A 25,023-nucleotide genomic window follows, 5' to 3' on the forward strand; every position below is an offset into this window, starting at 1 on the left:
ACAACCCGAAACCGTTCGTGTGGACCAAGACCGCCGAGGAGATCCTCGACTCCCTCGCCAGATATTGCAAACGAATTTCAGGCGCAGGACACTAGCTAGCCCCGGAAGCTCCACGCGCGCGGCGCGGTCGCGGCGACGAGGACGGCCTCCGGCACCGGCCGGCCCGGCCGTGCAAGATCGGCGAGGTCTCGGGGTGGGTCAGCGGCGGAGCATGCGGAGCTGGGCCTGGTGTTTGGGGAGGTGAACCCGGGCGTGTAGGTCGAGCGTGCGGGACCAAGGCAGCGGCTCGTCGACGATCAGGTCGAAGCCCTCGCGCAGGTGGGTCTCCACCGGCGCCTCCGATGCCAGGCCGAGTTCGGTGACCAGTCCGCAGAGCCGGTCACTGGTGTCGTGCAGCAGGGCCGCCAGACCACGCAGCCCACCCTGCTCGGCGGCCAACGCGTCGAGCTGCGGACGGTGGATGTCCTCCTCCAGCTCGTAGTAGGCGAACGGCGACCCCGCGAGCAACGCCTCGCTCGCCTGGATCATCAGTTCGTCGTTGGCGACGAGGTGCGCGACGATCTGCTCGGCGCTGAGCTGCCCCTGCGGCGCAGGCCCGAACGTCGCCCCGTCGATCTCGGCGAACACCCCGTCGTAGGCCCGCCGCAACCCGCCACTGTCCACCACACCCCCACCCCACCCGCCCACCGTGTCGATCATGGCGTTGTGGTGCCCGGTTCACCCGGACGAGCGGCATTTGCCGCCCACCACAACCCCTCGATCGACACGGTGGACGTTCAGCGGCGGGACTGGCGGGACCGGAGGTAGTCGGACACGACGTACTCGCCCAGGTCGTCCGTGTCGGGGGTGAACATGCGGCCCCGGCTGCGTCGGGCCACCGCGTCGATGAAGCGCCGCAGGCCGTCATCGTCGCCGAGCATGAACAGGTTGAGCGTGGCACCGTAGCGGCTGAGCCGGTCCACCTCGCGGACCGTCGCCTCGATCGTCTCCGGCAGGGGCGGCCAGTGGAACAGCGCCTCCCCGTCGTCCGGGTCCAGGTGGGCGGTCGGCTCCCCGTCGGTGACCACCAGGACGATCGGCTCGGCGTCCGGATGGCGGCGCAGGTGCCGGGCGGCCAGCCGCAGCGCGTGCTGGAGGTTGGTGCCCTGCTCCAGATCCGGCTCCACGGCGGCCAACTCCTGCTGGGTGAGCGTCGTCGCCTCCCGGCCGAAGCCGACGATCTGCAGGGCGTCCTGCGGAAAACGCGTCTCCATCAGGTGCGCCAACGCCAGGGCCGTCTGCTTCATCGGCCCCCAACGCCCCTGAGAGATCATCGAGTACGACAGGTCGACGCAGAGCACCACCGCCGCCGAGGCACGCTTCTCGGTCTCCACCACCTCGAAGTCGTCCGCTTCGAGCTGTAGCGGAACCGTCGGCCCGGCCCGGCGTACCGCCCGGGTGAGCGTGCGGACCACGTCCAACGGCTGCTCGTCGCCGTACTCCCAGGGGCGGGACGCACCGCTGACCTCGCCGGCCGCACCCGCCGACCGCAGGTCGTGCTGGCCCCGCGGCCCGGCCGTCAGGTCGGCGAAGACCCGCCGCAGCGCGGTGCCACCGAGCCGGCGCAACGCCTTCGGACTCAGCGTGAGCCCGTCCGCGTCCCGGCCCACCCAGCCCTGCCGGCGCAACTCCCGTTCCAGCTCACGAAGCCGGCGGACGTCATCGGCCGCGTCCCGGCCCAGCGTCCGGGCCACCGCGTCGACGTCCACGTCGTCCAGCGTGGCCCCGGGGTACTCCTGGTCGAGTTGGTCCAGCAGGTCGTCCAGCTCACCGATCTCACCGAGCGCGCCGGCCGCGTCCGCGTAGTCCAGGGGCTGGTCGCCCCGGACCCGCTCGCCGCGCCCCCAGCGCAGGTCCGGCCGCAGCGCCCGCAGGTTCGCGTCGAGCGCCGACAGCTCACCGGCGAGGCGGTCGCCGAGCGACTGCTGCAGCAGACCGGCCAGCTCGGCGCGCTGCCGGTCGGACAGCGAGTTCATCAGGCGCTCACCCGCCGCCGAACGGCGAGCCAGCACGTCGATCAACTCGTCGACCGTCTCGGGCTTCTCGGGGAAGAAGTCGCCGTGCCGCCGCATGAACTCGGCGAACGCGTCGGTGGTGTCCTCCGCGCGGCCGTGCCGGGCCAGCAGGTCGTTCAGATCCCGCATCATCTCGGCGAGCCGCTGCTGCGCGGCCGGGTCGGCGGACGCGCGCACCGCGTCGCGGAGCCCGGCGAAGCGCTGACCGAGGACGTCGTCCCGGAGCTGGTCGAGGATCTGCTGGTACGAACGACGGGCGTCCTCGCTGGCCCACTGGTAGCCGGACAGCTCCTCGACCGCACGGGCCGTGGAGCGGGGCAGGTTGTCCAGCACCGACTCGGCGAACCGCGCGCCGTCGTCGTCGCGCCCCCGCAGTTCGTCACGTTCGGCGGCGAGGGCCTGGTCGAGCAGGGCCTGTGCCCGGGTCACCGCGCCGTCGAGGTCGCCGCGACGAAGCGCCTCGCGGCGCAGCCGTCGCGCCCGGGCGGCCAGGTCGTCCAACCCGCCACGCCCCTGCGGACCACGGCGCAGCAGATCGCGCAGCGCCTGCCGCAGGCTGCCGCCGGCCAGCACCTCGGCGCCGACCGCGTCCACCGCCTCACGCACGTCGTACGGGGGTGCCAGCGGATCGGGGCCGCCGTTCCACTGCCCGTACCGGAACCGGTTGCCGGCCATGGTCAGCCCCGGCCGCCGTAGACGGTGCGCCCCGACTCGGTGACGTCCTTGCCGAGCCGGCGGGTCAGGTGCAACCCCTCCAGCACGAACTCGACGGCTGCGGCGGCCTGCTCCGGGGTGGGCGCGTCGCCCAGGCCGAGCCGGTCGAGGACCTTGGCCAGGCCGGGCACGGTGCCCACCTGGCGCAGCAGCTCGGCGGAACCGACCAGCTCCCCGGTCTCGATCGCCGCCCCGTCCTCGACCAGGGCGGTGAACCCGGACAGGTCGAGCCCGGCCAGGTGGGCGCGGAACGTCTCGGCGGTCGCGGTCCGCAGCAGGTGGGCCAGGACCTCGATCTCCCGCCCCTCCTCGCCGCTCTCGAACTCCACCTTGCCCCGCAGCGTGCTGGTCACCGACACCGCGTCACCGACCCGGGCCACCGCGGCCTCCGGCCGACCCTCCGCGTCGTCGGAGGCGGCGAGCAGGCCGGCACGACGCAGCGCGGCACCGGCAACCGTCTCGGCGGCGGCGATCGCGAACCGGGCGGAGACTCCGGAGCGCGGGTCCACCGACGGGGATTCCCGCACCGCGCGGGCGAAACGGGCCAGCACCTCCAGCACGTGCTCGGGGACTGCCGCGACCAGATCCGCCTCCTGGCGGATCAACGCCAGCTCCAACTCCAGGTCGACCGGATAGTGGGTACGGATCTCCGCGCCGAACCGGTCCTTGAGCGGAGTGATGATCCGGCCCCGGTTGGTGTAGTCCTCCGGGTTGGCGCTGGCCACCAGGAGCAGGTCCAGTGGCAGCCGGAGCTGGTAGCCCCGGACCTGGATGTCTCGCTCCTCGAGCACGTTGAGCAGCGCCACCTGGATGCGTTCGGCCAGGTCGGGCAGCTCGTTGACGGCGAAGATGCCCCGGTTGGTACGCGGCACCAGCCCGAAGTGGATGGTCTCCGGGTCACCGAGGGTGCGGCCCTGGGCGATCCGGATCGGGTCGACGTCACCGATCAGGTCACCGACGCTGGTGTCCGGGGTGGCCAACTTCTCGCCGTAGCGCATCGAGCGGTGCAGCCAGCCGATCGGCAACTCGTCGCCGGCCTCGGCGACCTGGGCGATCGACGCGGGGGTGAGCGGGCGCATCGGGTGCTCGTTGAGGACCGAGCCTGCGACGACGGGGGTCCACTCGTCGAGTAGCGCGCCCAGGGCGCGGATCAGCCGGGTCTTGCCCTGGCCGCGCTCGCCGAGCAGCACCATGTCGTGCCCGGCGAGCAGAGCACGCTCGACCTCGGGCAGAACGGTGTCGTCGTAGCCGACGATGCCGGGGAAACGGGTCTCGCCCGAACGCATCCGGGCGAGGAGGTTGTCGCGGAGTTCCTGCTTGACGGTGCGGTACTGGTGACCGGCCGCCCGTAGCGCGCCGAGCGTGCCGGGCAGGTCGGCCGGTGGAACCGGGATTACCGGGGTAGGCGCAGTCACCCGAGTAACGCTAGCTCACATTCGCGGGGGCACCTCCGGCTTCGGGTGGCACCCCCACTGCCACCCTCAGCCTCGGCCGCAGCGGCGGCAGGTGCCCCGACGACGCAGGTGGTACGCGTACGTCGCCGCGCCGAGGGCAACGCCCCACACCGGCCAGAGCAGCATCGGCGCCCCGGTCAGGCTGGTTCCGCCGGTGAGCTCCCAGAACTGGGGGTTGCTGAGCAGGCCGAGGCTCGCCGCGGTGACGGAGATGGCGACCAGGCCCGCCGGCACCACGGCCAGCTTCACCGGCACCCGCCGACCGGCGAGCCCGACCATCCAGCCGGGGAACCGCTCACCCCAGCGCTGCACCAGTCCAAGGGTGAGGATCGCGCCGGCGGTGGCGAAGGCGGCCAGCCCGAACCCGGCCCAGACCAGCCCGCTGTCCTGCATCTCGGTCAGGAACTCCCGGGAGATGCCCAGCGGGATGCCGGCCGCCCAGGTGAACCGGGTCGCCGCGTACGTCAGCGGGATGACCGCCGCGATGCCGGCGGCCCACCGACCCCAGCGCGCGGCGACGGTCGGGGTGGTCCAGCCGCGGTCGGTGTCGTCCCGCCCACAGGAGACGCAGGCCCGGGCGGTGCGGCGCTGCCAGGCGAGTACCGCCCCGGCCAGCAGCAGCCCGCCGAGCAGCGCGGCGAACCGGCCGAACAGGGCCCAGTTGAAGATGTCGGAGTAGTCGACCGGCGGCCAGCCGAACGGCGCGCCGACGATCAGGATCGGCAGGTAGCCGAGGATGACCAGCACGCGGACGTCCGGCACAACCACGGCGAGGACGAACGCGACCGCCCAGCCGTAGCCGGCGAGCAGCGCCCGCAGGGGGCCGGGTGGGCGGACCGCCGGGCGGCTCATGGCCAGGGCGGCCACGGCGGCGGTCAGCAGGACACCGGCGAAGAGCGGGGTGGCCACCTCCACCGGCACCAGGCGCAGCAGGCTGACGTCACCGCCGTGGGGGTCGTTCGGGCCGAACGGGTAGCCGGTGTCGGTCAGCGTGCCGACCAGGGCGAGTACACCCCACAGGCCGAGCCAGGCGGCGGCGAGCGGGGCGAGCCGGTCGGGCCAGCGGGAGTCGGTACGGGTTCGAACGTCGTCGATCGTCGTCATGCTCTCAGCCTCGACCGATCGGCGACCGGTTCCCTCCCGGGCGGCGGTGAACCCACTCCCCCGGCCGGGGGAACGGCCGGTCAGCCGGACGGGGTGACGAAGCCGGACTCGTAGGCGGCGATGACCGCCTGGGTGCGGTCGCGGACGCCCAGCTTGGCCAACACGTTGCCGACGTGCGTCTTGACCGTCTCCACTCCGACGACCAGGTGGGCGGCGATCTCCGGGTTGGACCGGCCGGTCGCCATGAGCCGCAGCACCTCGGCCTCCCGCTCGGTGAGGCGCGCGGCGCGCAGACGGTCCCCACCCGCCGGCCCGTACGCGCCGACGAGCTGGCGGATCGCGGCCGGGAACAGCAGCGACTCCCCCGCCGCGACGACCCGGACCGCCTCGACGACCTCCGCCGGCCGGGCTCGCTTGAGCAGGAAGCCGGACGCACCGGCGCGCAGCGCCTCGTAGACGTACTCGTCGTTGGCGAACGTGGTGACCACCAGCACCCGGGGCGGGTCGGCGGAGGTGGCCAGGAGGTGTCGGGTGGCCTGGATACCGTCGATGCCGGGCATCCGTACGTCCATCAGCACCACGTCCGGGCGGTGCCGGGCGACCAGGGGCGGCACCTCGGCGCCGTCGGCGGCCTCGGCGAGCACCCGCAGATCGGGTTGCGCGTCGATGATGGCCCGCAGCCCGACCCGGATCAGCTCGTCGTCGTCGACGATCAGCACGCCGGTGCTCATCGCGCGTCCTCGTACGGCAGGCGGGCCCGGACGAGCCAGCGGTCGCCGTCCGGGCCGACGGTGAGCCGGCCGCCGAGCAGCAGCACCCGTTCCCGGATGCCGTCCAGGCCCCGCCCGCCCCGCCCCGGATCGGAGCGACGCTGTCGGCCGAGGGCATTTTCCATTTCCAACTCCAGAGCATCGCGGTGCAGGTCGAGCCGCAGCGTCACCGGCCCGCGGCCGTGGCGGGCGGCGTTGGTCAGTCCCTCCTGGACGATGCGGTAACCCTCCCGGGAGACCACCGCGGGCACCGCCGTGGGGTCGCCGGCGCGGCTGTCGTAGACCGTCAGCCCGGCCGCGCGGGCGTCGGTGACCAGCCGGTCCAGGTCGGCGAGCGTACGCTGTGGCGCCACCGACGGCCGGTCACCGCCGGTCTCGCGGAGCAGCCCCAGCACGTGGTCCAGCTCGTCCATCGCGGTCCGGCCGGCGTCCTCGATGGCGGCCAGCGCGCGCCGGACGAACTCCGGGTCGGTGTCGAGCACCTCGCGGGCGGCGCCGGCCTGGAGGGTCGCCACGGTCAACGCGTGACCGACGGAGTCGTGCAGTTCGCGGGCCAGCCGGTTGCGTTCGGCGAGCCGGGTGGCCCGCACTTCCAGGGCGGCGATCCGCTCCGCCTGGGCGGGACCGAGCAGCACCGGAGCCATCGACACGGCGAGCGCGCCGAGCCCGGCCACGGCGTAGCCGAGGCCGACCAGCAGGGCGACCCCGGTGAGGGTGAGCCAGCCGCTGTCCCGCCCGTCCAACGGCCCGAACCGTTCCCGGCTGGTCAGCTCGTCGCCGACACCGAACTGCTGCGCGATGAAGGCCAACGCCATCGGCAGGGCGCTGAACAGCGCGATCATCACCACCGCGCCGACGATGAGGTGCGTGGCGATCCAGAGCGCGCTGCGCAGACGGCTCTCCCGGTCGCCGCGGTGTCCCAGGGCCGGGTCGGGCAGGTCGACGCCGAGCAGCGCCCGTACGGCGGCGATCTCCAGCGCCCGACTGCCGTCCAGCAGCAAGGGCACCACGGCGATCAGCGCGGCGATCACCAGCAGGACGTACACCAGCGGGCGGGGGATCGCCGAGTCGCGCAACATCTGCGCGAAGGTCACCGCGAGGACGCCGTACGGCAGGGCCAGCACGCCGCCCAGCAGCAGGAAGACGCCGCGTCGCCAGGTGCTGCCCGCGACCAGCGGGGCCAGCACCGCGCGGAGGGTCATCCGATCATTCTGCTGCCGTCGGGCGGGTGCGCGACTCCCCCGTACCGGGGAGATCTCAGCGGTGGTCGGCGACGTACTCCTGCGGGTCCTTGTCGCGGAACGCAAGGTCGCGGCCGTTCTTGTGCTCGCCGTAGAAGGTCAGCCAGCGTTGCCCCAGCTCGGCGCGCAGTTCGAAGCCGGCGTGCCGGCGGAAGTCGGGCAGCGCCTCGTCCTCCTCCTCGGCCAGGTGCTCGCTGTTCTCCCGGCGGGCCGTGCCGACAGCCTCCCACCAGGGCTTCGAGCCGACCGGGTGCAGTTTGGACTCGGCGATGGCATCCCGGATCTTGTTGTGGTCGCCGATGGCGTCGGCGGTCTCGTCCTCGCCGTCGTCGCCGTGCTTGACCAGGTGCGGGTAGAGGATCGCCTCCTCCGCCTCGGCGTGGATGTCGAGGTGCAGGGCGAGGGCGTCCCAGATGGCCAGCAGCTCCTGCTCGTCGCGGGCGTCGTCGAGGCGGGCGAAGCCGCGCCGGAAGGCGGCGTGGTCGTCCAGGATCAGTGCGGTGATGTCGTCCACGTCGTTCACTTTCTGTGGGTCCGGGACCGGTCGTCGCGTCGAAACTACCCCGACGTCCGACTTCCCACGCCCGATCTCGGGCACGTCCGACCGCGATTAGGCTCATGATCGTGACCTACCTCGCCGCGGAAGACCGCTACGACACCATGACCTACCGGCGCAGTGGACGCAGTGGCCTGCGGCTGCCCGCCGTCTCCCTCGGGCTGTGGCACAACTTCGGCCCGGACCGCCCGTACGAGCGCCAGCGCGACATCGTCCGACGGGCGTTCGACCTGGGTGTCACCCACTTCGACCTGGCGAACAACTACGGCCCGCCGCCCGGTTCGGCGGAGGAGAACTTCGGCCGGATGCTCGCCACCGACCTGAAGGCGTACCGCGACGAGCTGGTCATCTCCAGCAAGGCCGGCTACCTCATGTGGCCCGGCCCGTACGGCGAGTGGGGCTCGCGCAAGAACCTGATCTCGTCGCTGGACCAGTCGCTGGGCCGGATGGGCCTGGACTACGTCGACATCTTCTACTCGCACCGCTTCGACCCGGACACCCCGCTGGAGGAGACGATGGGCGCGCTGGACGCGATCGTCCGCTCCGGCAAGGCGCTCTACGTGGGCATCTCCAACTACAACTCGGAGCAGACCGCGAAGGCCGCGGCGATCCTGCGCGAGCTGGGCACGCCGCTGCTGATCAACCAGCCGTCGTACTCGATGCTCAACCGCTGGACCGAGGACGACGGCCTGCTCGACACGCTGGAGCAGGTCGGTGCCGGCTGCATCGCGTACAGCCCTCTCGCGCAGGGCCTGCTGACGGACCGTTACCTCAAGGGCATCCCGGCCGACTCGCGGGTGCGGACCAGCGTCTTCCTCAACGAGAGTGACCTCGACGACGAGAAGATGGCCACCATCCGGGGGCTCGGCGCGGTCGCCGAGCGGCGCGGCCAGTCCCTGTCCCAGCTCGCGCTGGCCTGGGCGCTGCGCGACCCGCGGATGACCAGCCTCATCATCGGGGCGAGCAGCGTCGAGCAGTTGGAGACCAACATCGCCGCCGTGCACAACCTCGACCTCACCGCCGAGGACCTGGCCGAGATCGACCGGCTGCTGGGCTGACCGCCGGAGTACGGGCGGCCCGGGTCACCAGATCCGGCGCCGCCCGGCGCGGTGGTTGCGCACCTCGCACCGTCGTCCCGCCGGAACGACGGGCTCGCGCCGCCGCCGGCCCACGCCGATGAGCACCGCCAGGACCAGCACGACGGCGGCTCCGGCCAGTACCGGCCACCGGCCGTCGAGGTCGGTCACCGACGCCACCGGCACGCCCGGGTCGGCCGCCGCCACCGCCGACTCCGTGGCGGCCGGCCGGCTGGCGGGGGTACGCGCGGAGGCCGTCGTCGTGGCGGCACGCTTCTCGGTGCCGGGCGGGGCCGTGAAGACCACGTCGGAGCAGGAGTAGTAGGTGTCCGGGGTGTTGGAGTTCTGCCAGATCGTGTAGATCAGGTGACGCCCGGTGCGACCCGTCGGCAGCCGGCCGGCCAGTTGGTACGCCCCGGCCCGCACGGGTGGGTCGGTCCGGGTCAGGAACGGACGCGGTTCCAGATCCGACCAGGTCAGCGGCTTGCCCGGGTCGTAGTCGGGTGTGGTGACGTAGAGCCGGAAGGTGCCCTTGTGCTCGATGGTGGTCCGATACCGGAAGGTGAACGTCGCGCCGGTGGTCAACCGGGTGCTCGGCCAGTCGGTGCGGGGCAGGTCCAGCCCCCGGTACGCGGAGAGCCCACCGCTGCACAGTTCGCCGTCCGGAATCCGCTCCCGGTCCCGACCGTTGATCGCCGCGACGCGTACGTTGTCCCATGCCCGCACCGCCGCGCCCGCCGCCACGGCCGCTCGGCAGGCGCTGGTGGGGGCGTACCTGCCCTCGGGTCCGCAGGCCGCTGCCCGGCTGACGGGGTCGGTGGGGGCGCCGTGCGCCCAGGCCGGCGCCGTGCCCAGCGGTGCCGCCGCCACGGCGACCAGCACCGTGACGAGCATCCGACGCACGCTCATGGCTTGACCTCCCGGTAGTGGTACGGGCGCGGAAGGCCAAAGGTTCGACGCCCGGGGCGCGGGAATCGCGCGGCGGTCCCCGGCGTTCCGATAACCGGTACCGATAAAGGCCAGACCCCCAGGCCGAGGAGGCAGACATGAAGGTACGTAGCTCGTTGCGTTCCCTGAAGCAGAAGCCCGGTTCGGTGGTGGTCCGTCGTCGCGGCCGGGTGGTCGTGGTGAACCGCGCGAACCCGCAGTGGAAGAGCCGTCAGGGCTGATCAACCCCTTACCGGACATACAGTCGAGAACGCCCCGACCGGGACCATCCGGTCGGGGCGTCTCGCGTCTCCGCTTCCGGCGAGCGGCACGGCCCGGTCGATGGCATCATGCCCCTTGATCAAGCACGTTCATCGATCGAGGGGGCGACGGTGCACAGATCAGACAGATCAGCGACCCGACGGCGTACGCGACAGCTCACCGCCGGCGTGGTCGGCGTGTTGGCGGCCCTGGCCGCCGTTCCGGCACCCGCGTGGGCGGCCATGTGGTCGCCCATCCAGGTCGTGTCCGAGGCCGGTTGGAGCGGGCAGGACCAGCCCTTCGTCGCGGTCGACCGGCAGGGCGACTCCCTGTTGGCCTGGGCGGGCTGCGACAGCAACGCCAGTGGCTGCTACGACCAGGTGAAGGCCCAGACAGTCTCGGTCGACGGCGTGTCGGGTCCGGTCCAGACGCTCTCACCGCTCGGCGCGTCCGCGTCCTGGCCCAAGGTGGCGTCCGACGACGACGGCGACTCGGCCGTGGTGTGGACGCAGGACGGTCTCGTGGCGGGACGCCGCGTGTCCGCCACCGGCGAACTGGGTCCGCTCCAGATGATCGCCACGTGGCACGGGGTCAGCCCGGCCGTCGCGGTCGACCCGTCGGGACTGGCGCTGGTCACCTGGACGGAGATCCGCGACGGCGCGTACACGACGAAGGCCCGTTACTTCGGCGCGGACAGCTCGCTCGGTCCGGAGTTGACCCTCGGTGTCGGTGTGGACCAGCCGGTCGTGGGCGTGGACCGTACCGGAACCGCCCTCGTGGCCTGGACGGAGAGCTACGAGCGGGTCGTCGCGCGCCGGGTCCGCCCGGAGGGGGTCGCGCCGCTGCGCGTCATCGCCGGGCGGGCCACCGACGTGAGGTACGCCAGCGTCTCGCTCGCCGTGGACCGGGACGGGGACGCGGTGATCAGCTACCGGTGGTCGAAGGCGGGTGAGCTGCCCCGCCTGCGCGTGCGGCAGCTCAGCCGCACCGACACGTTGGGCAGTGTCATCAGCGTCTCGCCGGCCGCCCACGAGCTGACGCTCTTCGACGAACTCGCCGGTGATCTCGACGGCGACGCGGTGCTGACCTGGGGTCGCTGGACGTCCGACGGTAGGCAGGTGTTCGCCCGCTCGATCTCCAGCACCGGCGTCCTCGGCACTGTCACCCGACTCGGTGTCGGCGACTGGCCGAAGATCACCCTCGACGACGACGGCGACGGTCTCGTCACCTGGAACACGCCCAGCCCGGACTTCTCGACCACACAGGTGCAGGCCAGGACGATCGGGCAGGACGGCGCGTTCGGGGCGGCCGAGATCATCGCTCCGGACGGGCGCTACGCGCAGCCGGCGTCCAGCCCGACGGGCCGTTTCTCGGTGATCTGGCAGAAGGCGTCCTACGAGTCCGACATCCGGGCCCGCTTCGGCCAGTAGCCGGGCGGCGACAGCGAGACGCCCGGACCGGTTCCCCGGTCCGGGCGTCCTGCGTTTGCCCGCTACCGGAGCTGCCGGAGTTGACTCTTGTCGGGTTTGCCGCTGGCGGCGAGCGGAACACGGTCGATGACCGTGACGGTGCGGGGCACGGCGAGATCGCCCATCTGTACGGCCACGAGCTTGCGCAGCAGGTCCGGATCAGGCGTCCTCCCGGCCGCCGGCACCACGAAGGCGTGCACGGCCTCGCCGGTCGTCTCGTCCGGAGCGCCGACGACGTACGCCTCGGTGATCGCGGCATCGGAGGCGAGCGCCCGCTCCACAGCTCCGGCGTGGACCAACTGCGCGTTGACGATGATCACATCCCGCGTGCGCCCGAGCAGCCGCAGGTAACCGTCGGCATCGAGCTCACCCAGGTCACGGGTCCGCACCCAGCCGTCCACGAACACCTCGGCCGACTCGTCCGGGTCCTGCCAGTACGACGATGCCTGCGCGGGGGCGCGGACGTAGATCTCCCCATCGCGGACAGAGACCTCCACGGCCGGACGACCGACAGTGGCGAGCGTGGCCGCGTTCGCCACCATCTCGCCGGGGGTCGCCATCGCGATCATCGACGTCTCGGTCTGACCGTAGCCGTGGAAGAGCACCGGACCCAGCACGTCGAGCGCCTCCGCCAGTCGGCCCGGCGCGAGCGGCGACCCGGAGACCATCAGCGCCCGCAGGTGAGTCAGGTCGACCGGGTGGGCCTGTTGGTCCCGGATCAGTTGGTGCAACTTGCCGACCGTGATCACGCTCGCGGTGGCGCGGTGCTCGACCAGGGCATCCGGGAAGACCGGCCGGGGTGCCACGACGAGGGTGCCGCCCGCCGCGAGGGCGAGGACGCCGTACTCCAGCATCACCTGACTGGCCAGCGAGCCGAAGACCAGGTAGCGCTGCAACCGGGTGGCCAGGTCGGCGATGGCCGGGGGCCACCGGTCCGGGTACGGTACCCAGGCCGCCGACATGGCGGCGTAGGTCTGGACCACGCCCTTCGGCGTCCCCGTGCTCCCACTGGTCCAGGTGATCCGCGCGGGATCATCGGGCCGTCCCGCTGCGACGAGTGGCAGCCCGTCGTCGGGGTGCCCGGCGAGCGAGGCCAGCCGAGCCGAGTCGACCACGAGAGCGCCGGCACGTTGTGCCGGGCTCAGGTCGGCACGCCACCCGGACACCCGCGCCCCCACGGCGAAGGCGGCAACCGTGGCGGCGAAGGCGGCTGCGGTGACCGGCAGGTCGAGCGTGACACCCACTCCGGGCCCCGCGCCCAAGGAGCGCAGCCCGGCCGCGATGCGCCGGATCAGACCCGCCATCTCCGCTGCGGTCGTGACGACCGGCCCGTCCTCGAAGACCGGCCGGTCCCCGCCGGCGGTCAGGAGGTCGAGGACGGGCTGCGGCCAGACGTCATCGGACATCGGCGAGGACACCCTTGACGAAGACCTCGAGAGGCTGCCGGTGCACGGTCGGCAGGTCCCAGTTGTTCTCCAGGTTCTCCGCCAGGTGGTGCTCGGCGACGACCTGCCCGTCGCGCAGCACCCGCACGACGGGGTGGAGATAGCTGGCGTCGTGCGCGGCGTTCGCGTCGTTCTCGGCCGGACGCGGCACGGTGATGTCGAACGGGTCGACCTGGTCGTGGTCGGGGCCGTACTCCAGGGTCACCAGGAACGCGAACACGTCAGGTTCCGCCTCCCGCAGGTAGGCGACCGGCATCTCCTCGCGGTAGCGGGCGGTCTCGTCCTCGACCGTGATGACGTCGCCGAGCACCGCGAACTGCTGCCACAGCGCCGAGGTCACGTTGATCCGGGCGATTATCGAGTCGGCGATCGCCTCCGGCGTCAGGGCGATCTGCCGGGCCGGCCAGGGCTGCCCGTGGTGCCGCTCGCGCAGGATGCGGTGCAGCGCGCGGGTGGCATAGCGGAAGCCGTGGATGAAGCCGTTCGTGGACTTCTTGAAGTCACGCTGCTGGCTGAGGGTGCCGGCGAAGTAGAGACCGGGGATGTTCACCGACTCGAAGGCCGGCGTCTGCGCCGGGAACCGATCGTTGATGACCAGCTCCGGCCGGGCGGACTCGGCGAAGATGGACGCGTCGAAGCGGAACCCGGTGCAGAGGATGACCCGGTCGTACTCGAGTTCACGCAGGTTCTCGACCGTCCGGGCATACCGGAGGAGCACCCGGAACCCACCGCCCTCCCGCTGGCTGATCTGCTCCACGGTGCCGTCCAGGACAGCGTTCTGCGACTTCAGCTGATAGGTGTCCAGGAAGTTGTTGTTCACCGCGCGCAGGTGACCGACGTAGTGGGACTGCCAGGCCAGCTTGATGCTGTGCGGCCCGGCGACGTGAATCGTGGCGGCGGTCTCGACGAGCGCGTCCGCGGTCTCGAAGGCCGAGTTGCCCTTACCGAGGATCAATACCCGTTGGTTGACGAAATCGGCGGGGTCGACGCTCACGGTGTCGTAACGCTCGGCCAGGTCCACGCCCTCGATCGGCGGCACGTAGAGCTGGGAGACGCCGGTGGCGACGACGACTCGCCGTGCCGTCCAGCTGTCGTCGCCGGCCCGTACCGTGAAAACGTCGCCGGCCTTCGACACGGCTGTCACCCGGGTGTCGTAACGGACGCGCAAACCCCGCGCGAAGTCGGCGAGATAACGCACCAGATCGTCCGCGGCCGGAAAGTAGCGCCTGCTGTAGTTCTTGAAGAGCAGCGCCGGATCGTCGGTCAGCAACGAGTTCCAGTCCGACCGTAGATTGAACTCCGGATCCTCCGAGCCGGTCCACACCTTGTTGATCGAAATCAGCTGGCGGTGCCGGGGATAGGTCTCGAAGAACATGCCCGCCCGGGGGCCGCCCTCCAGCACCACATAGTCGTTACCGTCGCGCTCGAGCAGGGCCGCGAGCTGCAAACCCGCCGGCCCGGCTCCGATGATCAGGCAATCGTGCGTCATGCGGCGCAATTTACTGAGGCGATTTCAGAACGCTCTGAGAAGCTGTTCGTAGCATCCGCTTCCATGACGATTCAGGTGGATCTGGCAGCGCCGCTGCGCCCCGCCGACCTGCGCGCCGCAGCAGGCCCGGTCACGGTCGTGGTGGGCGAAGAGGTACGCGACCGGGTGACGACCGGCCGCACATTTCTGGGCAAGGCACTCGGCGACGACCGGGCGATCTACGGTGCCACCACCGGTTTCGGGGCGCTCGTCGGGTACGCGGGTCGAGCCGACCAACGCGACCAGGCCGACAACACCCTCGCCCACCTCGGCGCGGGCCAGGGTCCGGACCTCGCCCCGGACGTCGTACGCGCGACGCTGTTGGTCCGCGCCTGGTCCCTGGCCCGGGGCGCGTCCGGGGTCTCGCCGCACGTGATCGACGCGCTCGCGGCCATGCTCGGCACGACGTTCACACCGGCGATGCCCCGGCTCGGTTCCGTGGGGGCCAGCGGCGACCTGATTCCGCTCGGTGCCGCCGCCCAGGCGCTGCGCGGGCGCGGACACGCCTATGTGGACGGCGTCCGTATGCCCGCCGAGGACGCCCTGGCGAAGGTGGGCCTGGAACCGCTCCCGCTCGACGGCCGGGACGCGCTCGCGCTCGTCAACGGCACCTCGCTGACCACCGCCGCGCTGACCCTCGCCCTGGACCGGGTCCGCGCCTCGCACCGTGTGGTGCAGACGTTGAGCTGCCTCCTCGCCGATCTGCTCGGCAGCGACCCGCAGTTCCTCGATCGCGCCCTCCTGGCCGCCTACGGTCACCGGGGCGCCATCGAGGTCGGCGCCGCGATGCGGGCGACCTGCGTCGGCCTGCGGGCGTCGGGCACCAGACCCTTGCAGGAGCCGTACAGCATCCGCTGCGCGCCGCAGTTGCTCGGGGCGGCCGAGGACGCCCTGCGCTATGTCGACGGCGTCGTGGCGGCGGACCTCGGCGGGGTCAGCGACAACCCGCTGTTCTTCCCGGCCGACGACAAGGTCGTGCACGGCGGCAACTTCTTCGGACAGCCCGCTGCCTTCGCCGCCGACGTCCTGTCCATGGTGATCGCCCAGGTCGGCAACCTCGCGGAGCGCCAGCTCGACCTGCTGGTGGACCCGGCGCGCAACGGCGGGCTGCCACCGATGCTCGCGGCGGGGCCGGGTCAGCAGCACGGGCTACAGGGCGTCCAGCTCGCGTCGACCGCGCTCATCACCGAGATCAGGCGGGACACCGTGCCCGCGAGCGCGCAGAGCCTCCCGACCAACCTGCACAACCAGGACGTCATCCCGCTCGGCACCCAGGCCGCGCTCCGCGCCCTGGATCAGGCGGAACTACTACGCCTGATCACCGGTTCGCTGGGACTGGGTCTGCGCCAGGCGGTGCATGTCGGAGCGCGCCGCCCGACGGCCGCGGGCTGCGACCGTGCTCTGCGGGCCCTGGAGGAGGCAATCGCCCCGATCGATCCGGACCGACCACTCGACGGGGACGTACGAACGGCTGTCGCGATTCTGGAAGAGCTTGAAAAATCTCTGATTTCCGACTCGTACGGTGAGCGCCGTGACGCTTGATTACCTGATCATCGGGGCCGGTCCGGCCGGTCTTCAGCTCGCCGCCCTGCTCGAGGCCGACGGCACGCGTGACTATGTGGTGCTGGAGGGCGCCGACGGGCCGGGGGCGTTCTTCGCCACCTATCCGCGGCACCGCCAACTCATCTCGATCAACAAACCGCACACGGGCACCGACGACCCCGAGCTGAATCTGCGGCTCGACTGGAACTCCCTGCTCACCGACGATCCGGCGCTGCTGTTCACGCAGTACACCGAGCGGTACTTCCCCGACGCCGAGGTGATGGTGCGATACCTCGCCGACTTCGCCGCGAAGACGGGCGTCAAGGTCAGTTACGGCACCCGGGTGACGCGCGTGTCCAAGCACGACGACGTGTTCACGGTCGAGGCCGGGGACCGGCGCTGGGAAGCTCGCGTGGTGGTCGTCGCCACCGGCGTCTCGAAGACCTACTCGCCGGACATCGAGGGATTCGAGCTGGCCGAGGGGTACGACGTGATGAGCGTCGAGCCACGCGACTACCTCGACCAGACGGTCCTCATCATCGGCAAGGGCAACTCCGCCTTCGAGACCGCCGACAACCTCATGGAGACCACGACGCTGATCCACGTCGCGGGACCCAGCTCGGTCCGGATGGCGTGGCGCACCCATTACGTCGGGCACCTGCGCGCGGTCAACAACAACTTCCTCGACACCTATCAACTCAAGTCCGCGAACGCGATCCTCGACGGCACGATCAAGAGCATCGAGCGCGACGGTACGGGCTACAAGGTGACGTTCAGCTTCTCCCGGGCCAACGAGGTCGTGAAGGAACTGCACTACGACCGGGTGCTGGCGTGCACGGGATTCCGATTCGACGACTCGATCTTCGACGCCTCGGCCCGACCCCAGCTCACCATCAGGGACCGGTTTCCGGCACAGACGCAAGCATGGGAGTCGGTGAACGTCCCGGGGCTGTTCTTCGCCGGAACGATCTCGCAGGTACGCGACTTCAAGAAGTCCACGAGCGGTTTCGTGCACGGCTTCCGCTACGCCGTACGCGCACTGCACAGGGTCCTCGCCCGCCGGTACGACGCCACGGACTGGCCGTCGGACAGGCTCGCCGCCGATCCGGCGGCCATGACCGCGGCGGTCATCGAGCGGGTCAACCGCAGCTCGGCCCTGTGGCAGCAGTTCGGGTTCCTCGCCGACGTGCTCACCGTCGCCGGAGACGAGGCCCGGTACCACGAGGAGGTGCCGGTGGACTACCTCGTGGCGACCGGCCTGCACACCGCCGACCACGAGTACGACCAGGCATTCGTGATCACGCTGGAGTACGGCCCCGACCACGACCAGGTCGACCCGTTCGACATCACCGTGTCCCGCGTCGCCCAGGATGTCGTGGGGCAGGCGCACGACGCGGCGTACCTGCACCCGGTGGTCCGTTACCACCGCGAGGGTCAGCTGATCAGCACGCACCACCTCGCCGAGAACCTGGAGAACCAGTGGGATCGGCCCGACGTCCACGTACGGCCGCTAGAGGAATTCCTCGGCCGTTGCCTCTCCGGTGCCGAGGGCTGACATGGACCCGGTCCACCAGGACTTCTTCGAAGGCGGTGCCGGGCGCGAACGCACCCTGGCCGCCAACGAGCGGGCCTTCGAGCGGCGGTGGATCGTGCCACGGGTGCTGCGGGCGACCGGCGAGCGGGACCTACGGACCACTGTGGCCGGCACGTCGCTGGCCGCACCGGTCCTGGTCGCGCCGACGGCCTTTCATCGCCTCGCGCACGTCGAGGGCGAGGTCGCCACCGCGCGGGGAGCCGCGGCGGCCGGCACCGCGATGGTGGTCAGCATGGCCGCCACCCGGCCGATCGAGGAGATCGCGGCGGCGGGCGGGACGCTGTGGTTCCAGCTGTACCCCCAACCCGACCTCGACTTCACGGAGTACGTGGTCAAGCGCGCCGAGTCGGCGGGCTGCCGGGCGATCGTGGTGACCGTGGACTCCCCGGTGTTCGGGCGACGCGAGCGTGACCTGCGCAACGGCTTCACCGACCTGCCAGCCGGCTATGCCTGCGAGAACATGCGCGACGCGACAGGCCAGGTGCGCCCGATCGCGATGGACGCGACGGTGGGGTGGGACCGGATCGCGTGGCTCCACGGCATCACGGGCCTGCCGATCCTGCTCAAGGGGATCCTGCATCCGGCGGATGCCCGTCTCGCGGTCGAGCACCGCGCCGCCGGCGTGATCGTGTCCAACCACGGCGGACGACAGCTCGACGGGACGATCCCCACGCTCGACGCGCTTCCCGCAGTCGTGGCAGCCGTGAACGGGCAGATTCCGGTGCTGCTCGACGGGGGTGTGCGCGCCGGCACCGACGTGGTGGTCGCGCTGGCGCTCGGAGCGCAGGCGGTGCTGGTGGGGCGTCCGGTGGTGCGAGGGCTCGCGGCGGGCGGGTCGGAGGGCGTACGGGAGACCCTCGAACGACTCACCGACGAGCTGGATCAGGCCCTCGCCCTGGCCGGAGCGCGGCGACCAGCCGATCTCACGCCCGACCAGGTGGTGACCCGGTGAAGGCGGTGGTCGCCCTCCGGGAGTGGATCTTCGAGCGGGTGAACGGGACCGAGGGGGTTCCCGTTCCCGGGCCGCTGGTGGGGCCGGAGGACTTCGAGCGGGTCTACAGCCATCCGGCCGCCGACGGGCGCAGCCGCGGGGCCGGCATCTCGGACCTGTTCTGGTACTGGCTCGCCCCCGGTCCCCAGATGCATCAGGAGCACCTGGAGCCCGGCGAGGCGTACAAGACGGTCGCGCGGACGACACGTCAGGTGCTGGCCGTCCCCCACCCGCGCTCCGACGAGCTGGCGACGGCCGCGACCCGCCGGATCCTCGACGCGCTTCCGACCGGCCGGACCAGTCACGTGCGGCTACGGGACCTGATGATGCCGATCTGGGCCGAGGTCTCGTACGAGCTGGTGTTCGGCGCATCCTGCCCGCGCGAGGTGCGGGACCTCATCGTGGCGAACGCGGACGACGTGGTCACCGCGCTGAAGGGGATGAGTCTGCGGCACATGTCCCGGCGGGATCGCCTGACGCGCTACCTGCTGGACCGGATCGACGCGGGGACGTCCCCGGTCGTGCTGCCGCCGCCCTTCACCGCCCTGGAGACCGCCTGGTACCTCCAGGGCGCGTTCTTCAACACGGCGGTGGTGCAGATGTCGGAGGCCATGACACACATCCTGCTGTGCGCCCGGTCCGTCGAGGACACGTCGGACGACTCCCTCGACCGGATCATCGACGAGACGCTCCGCGTGTACCCGCTGTTCGGTATCGCGCACCGGATCACCTCCGGACCGATCACCGTGGGAGATCACGCCCTCCCCACCGGATCGGTGCTGCTCTTCAACTATCTGGCCTACCAGCGCACCGGCCCCGCAGCCGACGACGCGTTCGACCCGGACCGCTGGCTGTCGTTGCGCCGGCAGGACGCCCACTTCATCCCGTACGGCGTCACCGCCAACCGGGCCTGTCCGGCTCGTGGCTCGGCCCCCGTCCAGTTGCGCGCGGCCACCCGGGAGGTGCTGCGGCGCTTCTCGGTCAGCTCGTCGGCGGAGCACACCCGCTCGCTGCCGAGTCGCGGTCCGGCGTACCTCACGCCCCGAGGTCTCGCCGGTCCCGGCCGCAACCGGCTCGCGCTCATGCGGCAGCGTGACCGGCTCTTCGACGTGGGGCGGTCGTTCACGCAGCTCGTCTGCGGCACCTGGATGGTCGTCGACGCCCGGCGACAGAAGTTGTGCACCCGGTTCTTCGAGGAGGCAGACGCATGACCCCCACCGAGCTCGCTCCGCGGTTCTTCATCGCGGTCGCGGTCATCCTGCTCTTCTGCAAGCTGGTCGCCTGGCTCCTGGGCAAGGTGGGCCAGCCACCCGTGGTGAGCGAGATGCTCGCCGGGGTGCTGCTCGGCCCGTCCCTGCTCGGCCTCTTCTGGCCGGGCGCGCAGGCCGCGCTCTTCCCCGCGCCGCTGCTGCCGATCCTGTACGTGGTCGGCCAGGTCGGCCTGGTGCTGTTCATGTTCCAGGCCGGGTACGCCTTCACCTCGCACCGGGTGACCGGGCTCGCGGGCACGGCGGGAGCGGTGTCACTCGCGGGTGTCACCGCTCCTCTGGTGCTGGGGATCCTGCTGGTCCTGGGCATGGCGGGCTTCGTCCCGATCCGCACGGACGGCGTGTCACTCGGTGTGTCCGCGGCGTTCGTCGGCGTGGCGCTGGCGATCACGGCCTTCCCGATGCTCGCCCGGATCATCACCGAACGCGGCCTCGCCGGCACCCGCTTCGGTTTGCTCGCCCTGGCCAGCGGCGCGGTCGACGACATGGTCGCGTGGATCATGCTGGCCGCGGTGCTGGCGTTCGCCTCGGGCGCCGCCGGGCCGGCCCTGGTCACCGTGGGTGGCGCGGTGCTGTTCGGGGTGGTGCTGTGGCTGGGTGGGCGGCGGGTGACCGGCTACGTGATGGGGTTTCCGGGCGAACGTGCGCGGCTGCTCGGCACTGTGGCGGTGCTCTTCCTGGTCGCCTGGTACACCGACGAGATCGGGCTCTACGCGGTCTTCGGCGCCTTCGCGGTCGGTGTGGTGATGCCGCGCTCGGCGCAGACCGACAAGGTGGTCGACACGCTGACGCCGATCGCGGCGACGGTTTTCCTACCGCTGTTCTTCACCTACTCCGGGCTGCGCACCGAGTTCGCGCTGTTGGGCAACCTGGCCGTACTCGGCTTCGCCGCCGCGTGCGTGACCGTCGCGATCGTCGGCAAGTTCGGCGCCTGCTGGGCCGCGGCCCGGGTGCGCGGCGAGCCGAACACTGTCGCGTTGCGGGTCGGCGCCCTCATGAACGCGCGGGGCCTGATGCAGCTCATCGCCCTGAACGTGGGACTGGAGGCGGGCATCGTGAACTCGTCGCTCTTCACCGTGCTGGTGGTGGTCGCACTCATCACGACACTCATGACGACGCCGCTGCTCACCTGGATCGACCGACGCGAGGCCCGAACTTCCGCGCCCACACCGTCGCGCGTGACCGTCGGAACCCCGTAAATTGTTTGTTTGAGGCGACAAGTTTTCCGATACATAGGGACTTCTCGATGCGCTGGTGTCACTATCGAGGCATGAACCGACTCCTGCTCGTCGAGGACGACTCGGAGCTGCGCGGCATGGTGGCCGAGACACTGACCGGCGAGGGATACGTCGTCGACCAGGCCCCCGACGGTCAGCGCGGTCTGCATCTGGGGCTCACCCGTCCGTACGACGTCATGGTGATCGACCGACGCCTACCGGCCCTCGACGGGCTGGACCTGGTCGTCCGACTGCGCTCGCGTGCGGTGGCCGCCCGGGCGCTGCTGCTGACCGCGCTCGGCGCCGTCGAGGACCGGATCGCCGGCCTCGACGCGGGTGCCGACGACTACCTGACGAAGCCCTTCGACCTGGACGAGTTGAGCGCCCGCATTCGGGCCCTCTGCCGCCGGGTCACCGACTCCACCGAGGTGCTGCGGTTCGGGGCGGGCCAGCTCGACCTGTCCGTACGCGACGCCGTCCTACCCGACGGCACCCGGATCGCCCTGTCCGCACGCGAGTTCGAGCTCCTCCGGGTCCTCGCGTCCCGGCCGCTCACCGTCCACTCCCGCGCCGAGCTACGCAGCCGAGTCTTCGACGAGGCTGCCGCAGCGTCCCTGGTCGACACGTACGTCTACTACCTGCGCCGCAAGCTCGGCCGTTCGGTGATCCGGACCGTCCACGGCCTCGGCTACCGGCTGGGCAGCCTGTGAACGTCGAGGACACGATGCTGCGCAGGGCCAGGGCGCGGGTCAGTCTGCTCGTCGGACTCACCATGACGGCGCTGCTCGCCCTGGGTGCCGCCATCTCCTATGCCGCCCTGCTGCACAACCAGCACGAGCAGATCGAACGAGAGCTCAGCTACGGCGTGGTCCACGGCACCATCGACGGGCCGCCGGCCTGTAGCTGGATCATCCTGTACGACGGCGGCCGCACCGACCTGGGTCGGAACCCGCCGCCACCCGGCTTCCCCCTGCGTTCGGCCATCGACGCGGCGGCCTCCGACCAGCAGGTCCACAGCGACAAGGTCGACCGGAACGGCACGACCTACTACGTCCGCACCCAGCCACGCGGCACGGGAGTCGTGCAAGCGGTGTTCGACGCACGCTTCCAGCTCTCCGACCGGCGTCACCTGCTCGCCGCCTTCCTGCTCGCCGCGATCGTCGGCCTCGCCGCGGCAGCCCTCACGGGCATCGCCGTGGGCCGCCGGGCCGTGGCACCGCTCGCCGAGGCGCTCGGACGGCAACGTCGGTTCGTCGCCGACGCCAGCCACGAACTCCGGACGCCCATCGCCCAGGTCCACACCCGCGCCCAGATCCTGGCCCGCCGCGCCGGGGCCGACCGGGCCGACTTCGACCGCCTCATCGAGACCACCGGACGCCTCGGTGAGATCGTCGACGAGCTCCTGCTCTCCGCCCGCCTCGCCGCCACCCCGGTCGACCGTCACCTCTCCGAGCCGGTCAACCTGGCCCTCCTCACCGCCCAGGCCGTCGACTGCGAGGCCGACCGCGCCGCGGAGCAGGGCGTCCAACTGCACGTGACAGTCCCGGACAGCCCGGTCCTGGTCCCCGGCATCGCCTCGGCCCTGCGCCGCATGGTCGGTGAACTGCTCGCCAACGCCCTCACGCACACCCCGAGCGGCGGCCGCATCGATGTCGCCCTGCACACCTCCCGCTGCGGCGCGGACCTGGTGGTCAGGGACAGCGGTGCCGGCTTCGATCCCGCCGACGCGCGACACCTCTTCGACCGCTTCCACCGAGGTGCCGGGGCCAAGGACCGGCGCTTCGGTCTGGGCCTGGCCCTCCTGCGCGAGGTCGTCACCAGCCACGGCGGAACGATCTCCACCGACAGCCGGCCCGGCGCCGGCGCGACCTTCACCGTCCGCCTACCCACAGTCCCGCCTCGCGCCGCCGCCTGACCGGCTCGGCCCGGCGGGATGCGCGTCTCGGCGCAGTGGATGAGGACGTGCGGTAAAGAAAAGGTCAACGGCCTGGCCGGTTAACCCGACCAAGCCGCTGACCTGCTAAAACAAGGGTGGAGCCGAGGGGACTCGAACCCCTGACCCCCACACTGCCAGTGTGGTGCGCTACCAGCTGCGCCACGGCCCCTTGCTGTCGTCCCGGTCGCCCGGGCACTGGGAAACTATACACAGACCGGCTGGCATGGTCATCTCGCGGGGTCCCCCACCGGCCGGGTCAGTTCAGCGCCACGTCCGGCGGGAAGTGGGCGACCGCGGCCATCATCCCGCCCTGCCGCCGCAGCACCATCGGCCACAGGTCGTCGGGGCGGTCGACGAAGGCGTCGCCGGGCAGGGCGTCCAGCAGGAACCAGGAGCCGTCGGCGATCTCCTGCTCCAACTGGCCGCTGCCCCAGCCGGAGTAACCGGCGAAGACCCGAATCCCGCCGATGCTCTCCCGCAGCTTCTCCGGGTCGACGGAGAGGTCGATCGTGCCGACCGCCCCGGACACCTGGTGGAAGCCCTTGAACCGGCGCAGCGGTTGCCGCATCCGGGCCAGGCAGATCGCCGAGTCGGGTTGCACCGGGCCGCCCTCGAAGAGCACCGCCGGGTGGCGGGCCAGGTCGCTCCAGTCACCCAGCACCTCGGCGACCGGCACCTCGGTCGCCCGGTTCAGGACGACGCCGAGCGCGCCGCCCGGCTCGTGGGCGACAAGCAGCACCACCGTACGGTCGAAGTTCGGGTCCTTGAGCGCCGGAGTCGCGACCAGCAGCCGCCCGGTCATCGACTCCATCGCTCGTCCGCCGATCGCCTGGCCCTCTCCGTGCATCCCGCCTACCCGTCAGCCGTGAGCCCGCACCCGGGTTCCGTCATTCGCCGCCTCCGCACGGTGCATCGGTGTCCGCCGCGCTGTCAACGCCATGCCTGGCACCATAGCCTGCGTCCCGGGCGCTGGCTAAGGTCTGAGCGGCGGGTGATCGGACAGTTGCGACGGAGGCTCGATGGCACCGACGGCGGACCTCGCGGTGATCGGCGGCTCGGGGCTCTACGCCCTCCTCGACGGCACCCCTCATGAGCTGGGCACCCCTTACGGTCCGCCGTCCGACGCGGTGACCATCGCGGAGGTGGCCGGGCGACGGGTCGCGTTCCTGCCCCGGCACGGTTCCGACCACCGGTTCCCGCCGCACCGAATCCCGTACCGGGCCAACATGTGGGCGCTGCGCTCCCTCGGCGTACGCCAGGTTCTGGCGCCGTGCGCGGTCGGCGGGCTGCGTCCGGAGCTGGGTCCGGGCACGTTCGTGGTGCCGGACCAGCTCGTCGACCGCACCAGCGGACGGGTGCAGACCTATTACGACGAGGGCGCGGTGCACGTGCCGTTCGCCGACCCGTACTGCCCCAGGGGCCGCCACGCCCTGCTCGCCGCGGCGGCCTCCCGGGACGTCACGGCCGTGGACGGCGGGACGGTGGTGGTGGTCGAGGGCCCACGGTTCTCGACCCGTGCCGAGTCCCGCTGGTACGCCTCGATCGGCGGCACTGTCGTGAACATGACTGGCCACCCGGAAGCGGTACTCGCCCGCGAGATGGCGCTCTGCTACTCCTCGATCGCGTTGATCACCGACCTGGACGCCGGGGTGCGGGCGGGCGAGTCGGTGACCCAGGACGAGGTCTTCCGGGTCTTCGCGGCCAACACCGAGCGCCTGCGGGACGTGCTGCTGGACGCGGTGGCCGCGTTGCCCACCGAGCAGGACTGCGCCTGCGGCCGGGCTCTCGACGGCATCAAACTGCCCTTCGCGCTCCCCTGAGCGCTCTCCGAAGGCCTCCTCGGACGCCGGAAAAGCCCGAAAGGTCTGTCACATCC

General features: G+C 71.5%; 22 protein-coding genes and 1 tRNA gene. 11 read left to right on the forward strand and 12 right to left on the reverse strand.

All coding sequences use genetic code 11. The features are described from left to right. Positions 1 to 198 precede the first annotated feature (198 nt). The 7 genes from ACGFH9_RS23740 to ACGFH9_RS23770 all read right to left on the reverse strand — a co-directional run bounded on the left by ACGFH9_RS23740 (position 199) and on the right by ACGFH9_RS23770 (position 7,860). Entirely contained in the window at positions 199 to 663 is a 465-nt protein-coding gene (locus tag ACGFH9_RS23740) for a hypothetical protein (protein WP_393223163.1), read from the reverse strand. A 113-nt stretch (positions 664 to 776) separates the two neighbouring features. After that, positions 777 to 2,729, reverse strand: coding sequence for a VWA domain-containing protein (locus tag ACGFH9_RS23745; RefSeq protein ID WP_393222989.1), 1,953 nt, complete (start codon positions 2,727 to 2,729; stop codon positions 777 to 779). A 2-nt stretch (positions 2,730 to 2,731) separates the two neighbouring features. Continuing rightward, on the reverse strand, positions 2,732 to 4,183 hold the full coding sequence (locus tag ACGFH9_RS23750; RefSeq protein ID WP_393222992.1) for a magnesium chelatase: 1,452 nt from the start codon (positions 4,181 to 4,183) through the stop codon (positions 2,732 to 2,734). A gap of 66 nt (positions 4,184 to 4,249) precedes the next feature. Further along, positions 4,250 to 5,326: a hypothetical protein gene (locus ACGFH9_RS23755; protein WP_393222994.1), complete on the reverse strand. Its 1,077-nt coding sequence runs from the start codon at positions 5,324 to 5,326 to the stop codon at positions 4,250 to 4,252. Between the two features lie 80 nt (positions 5,327 to 5,406). Next, positions 5,407 to 6,057, reverse strand: coding sequence for a response regulator transcription factor (locus ACGFH9_RS23760; protein ID WP_355232740.1), 651 nt, complete (start codon positions 6,055 to 6,057; stop codon positions 5,407 to 5,409). Then, positions 6,054 to 7,298, reverse strand: a complete 1,245-nt coding sequence (locus ACGFH9_RS23765; RefSeq protein WP_393222997.1) for a histidine kinase — start codon at positions 7,296 to 7,298, stop codon at positions 6,054 to 6,056. Before ACGFH9_RS23765 ends, ACGFH9_RS23760 begins: the two co-directional genes overlap by 4 nt. A gap of 55 nt (positions 7,299 to 7,353) precedes the next feature. Then, positions 7,354 to 7,860: a hemerythrin domain-containing protein gene (locus ACGFH9_RS23770; RefSeq protein ID WP_393223000.1), complete on the reverse strand. Its 507-nt coding sequence runs from the start codon at positions 7,858 to 7,860 to the stop codon at positions 7,354 to 7,356. A 95-nt stretch (positions 7,861 to 7,955) separates the two neighbouring features. Between ACGFH9_RS23770 and mgrA the strand changes: the two genes are divergently transcribed. After that, positions 7,956 to 8,951 carry an L-glyceraldehyde 3-phosphate reductase gene (gene mgrA / locus ACGFH9_RS23775; protein ID WP_393223002.1) on the forward strand — a complete coding sequence of 332 codons (996 nt, stop codon included), beginning with the start codon at positions 7,956 to 7,958 and terminating at the stop codon, positions 8,949 to 8,951. Between the two features lie 24 nt (positions 8,952 to 8,975). Here mgrA and ACGFH9_RS23780 read toward each other — a convergent pair whose 3' ends face one another. Beyond that, on the reverse strand, positions 8,976 to 9,878 hold the full coding sequence (locus tag ACGFH9_RS23780) for a lytic polysaccharide monooxygenase (RefSeq protein ID WP_393223005.1): 903 nt from the start codon (positions 9,876 to 9,878) through the stop codon (positions 8,976 to 8,978). A 137-nt stretch (positions 9,879 to 10,015) separates the two neighbouring features. Here ACGFH9_RS23780 and ACGFH9_RS23785 point away from each other — a divergent pair, with 137 nt between their 5' ends. Both ACGFH9_RS23785 and ACGFH9_RS23790 read left to right on the forward strand, forming a co-directional pair. Beyond that, positions 10,016 to 10,138 carry a 50S ribosomal protein L36 gene (locus ACGFH9_RS23785; RefSeq protein WP_091591861.1) on the forward strand — a complete coding sequence of 41 codons (123 nt, stop codon included), beginning with the start codon at positions 10,016 to 10,018 and terminating at the stop codon, positions 10,136 to 10,138. A 150-nt stretch (positions 10,139 to 10,288) separates the two neighbouring features. Further along, positions 10,289 to 11,587: a hypothetical protein gene (locus ACGFH9_RS23790; RefSeq protein ID WP_393223009.1), complete on the forward strand. Its 1,299-nt coding sequence runs from the start codon at positions 10,289 to 10,291 to the stop codon at positions 11,585 to 11,587. Positions 11,588 to 11,649: 62 nt separating this feature from the next. On the opposite strand, the gene ACGFH9_RS23795 is transcribed toward ACGFH9_RS23790, so the two are convergent. Both ACGFH9_RS23795 and ACGFH9_RS23800 read right to left on the reverse strand, forming a co-directional pair. Beyond that, positions 11,650 to 13,032, reverse strand: coding sequence for a class I adenylate-forming enzyme family protein (locus ACGFH9_RS23795; protein WP_393223012.1), 1,383 nt, complete (start codon positions 13,030 to 13,032; stop codon positions 11,650 to 11,652). Next, positions 13,022 to 14,560: an NAD(P)-binding domain-containing protein gene (locus tag ACGFH9_RS23800; RefSeq protein WP_393223015.1), complete on the reverse strand. Its 1,539-nt coding sequence runs from the start codon at positions 14,558 to 14,560 to the stop codon at positions 13,022 to 13,024. Before ACGFH9_RS23800 ends, ACGFH9_RS23795 begins: the two co-directional genes overlap by 11 nt. Positions 14,561 to 14,623: 63 nt before the next feature. Between ACGFH9_RS23800 and ACGFH9_RS23805 the strand changes: the two genes are divergently transcribed. From ACGFH9_RS23805 to ACGFH9_RS23835, 7 genes are all read left to right on the forward strand, one after another. Beyond that, positions 14,624 to 16,141 carry an aromatic amino acid ammonia-lyase gene (locus ACGFH9_RS23805; RefSeq protein ID WP_393223017.1) on the forward strand — a complete coding sequence of 506 codons (1,518 nt, stop codon included), beginning with the start codon at positions 14,624 to 14,626 and terminating at the stop codon, positions 16,139 to 16,141. After that, positions 16,131 to 17,696 carry an NAD(P)-binding domain-containing protein gene (locus tag ACGFH9_RS23810; protein WP_393223018.1) on the forward strand — a complete coding sequence of 522 codons (1,566 nt, stop codon included), beginning with the start codon at positions 16,131 to 16,133 and terminating at the stop codon, positions 17,694 to 17,696. Before ACGFH9_RS23805 ends, ACGFH9_RS23810 begins: the two co-directional genes overlap by 11 nt. Position 17,697: 1 nt before the next feature. After that, on the forward strand, positions 17,698 to 18,687 hold the full coding sequence (locus ACGFH9_RS23815) for an alpha-hydroxy acid oxidase (RefSeq protein ID WP_393223021.1): 990 nt from the start codon (positions 17,698 to 17,700) through the stop codon (positions 18,685 to 18,687). Further along, positions 18,684 to 19,937 carry a cytochrome P450 gene (locus ACGFH9_RS23820; protein ID WP_393223024.1) on the forward strand — a complete coding sequence of 418 codons (1,254 nt, stop codon included), beginning with the start codon at positions 18,684 to 18,686 and terminating at the stop codon, positions 19,935 to 19,937. The genes ACGFH9_RS23815 and ACGFH9_RS23820 overlap by 4 nt, the downstream gene beginning before the upstream one ends. Further along, positions 19,934 to 21,193, forward strand: coding sequence for a cation:proton antiporter (locus ACGFH9_RS23825; protein ID WP_393223026.1), 1,260 nt, complete (start codon positions 19,934 to 19,936; stop codon positions 21,191 to 21,193). The genes ACGFH9_RS23820 and ACGFH9_RS23825 overlap by 4 nt, the downstream gene beginning before the upstream one ends. A 71-nt stretch (positions 21,194 to 21,264) precedes the next feature. Beyond that, the gene (locus tag ACGFH9_RS23830; RefSeq protein WP_393223028.1) at positions 21,265 to 21,921 is read left to right on the forward strand and encodes a response regulator transcription factor; all 657 of its coding nucleotides are present in this window, start codon (positions 21,265 to 21,267) and stop codon (positions 21,919 to 21,921) included. Then, positions 21,918 to 23,126, forward strand: a complete 1,209-nt coding sequence (locus ACGFH9_RS23835) for a sensor histidine kinase (RefSeq protein WP_393223030.1) — start codon at positions 21,918 to 21,920, stop codon at positions 23,124 to 23,126. Before ACGFH9_RS23830 ends, ACGFH9_RS23835 begins: the two co-directional genes overlap by 4 nt. 117 nt (positions 23,127 to 23,243) lie before the next feature. Here ACGFH9_RS23835 and ACGFH9_RS23840 read toward each other — a convergent pair. Both ACGFH9_RS23840 and ACGFH9_RS23845 read right to left on the reverse strand, forming a co-directional pair. Further along, positions 23,244 to 23,316: transfer RNA gene (locus ACGFH9_RS23840), tRNA-Ala, on the reverse strand. 87 nt (positions 23,317 to 23,403) lie between these two features. Further along, positions 23,404 to 23,994, reverse strand: a complete 591-nt coding sequence (locus ACGFH9_RS23845; RefSeq protein WP_393223033.1) for a YqgE/AlgH family protein — start codon at positions 23,992 to 23,994, stop codon at positions 23,404 to 23,406. 172 nt (positions 23,995 to 24,166) lie between these two features. Between ACGFH9_RS23845 and ACGFH9_RS23850 the strand changes: the two genes are divergently transcribed. Further along, on the forward strand, positions 24,167 to 24,967 hold the full coding sequence (locus tag ACGFH9_RS23850; protein WP_355232725.1) for an S-methyl-5'-thioadenosine phosphorylase: 801 nt from the start codon (positions 24,167 to 24,169) through the stop codon (positions 24,965 to 24,967). The last annotated feature ends 56 nt before the right edge of the window (positions 24,968 to 25,023 follow it).

This window comes from Micromonospora sp. NPDC049102, from assembly GCF_043197485.1.
Lineage (GTDB): Bacteria > Actinomycetota > Actinomycetes > Mycobacteriales > Micromonosporaceae > Micromonospora.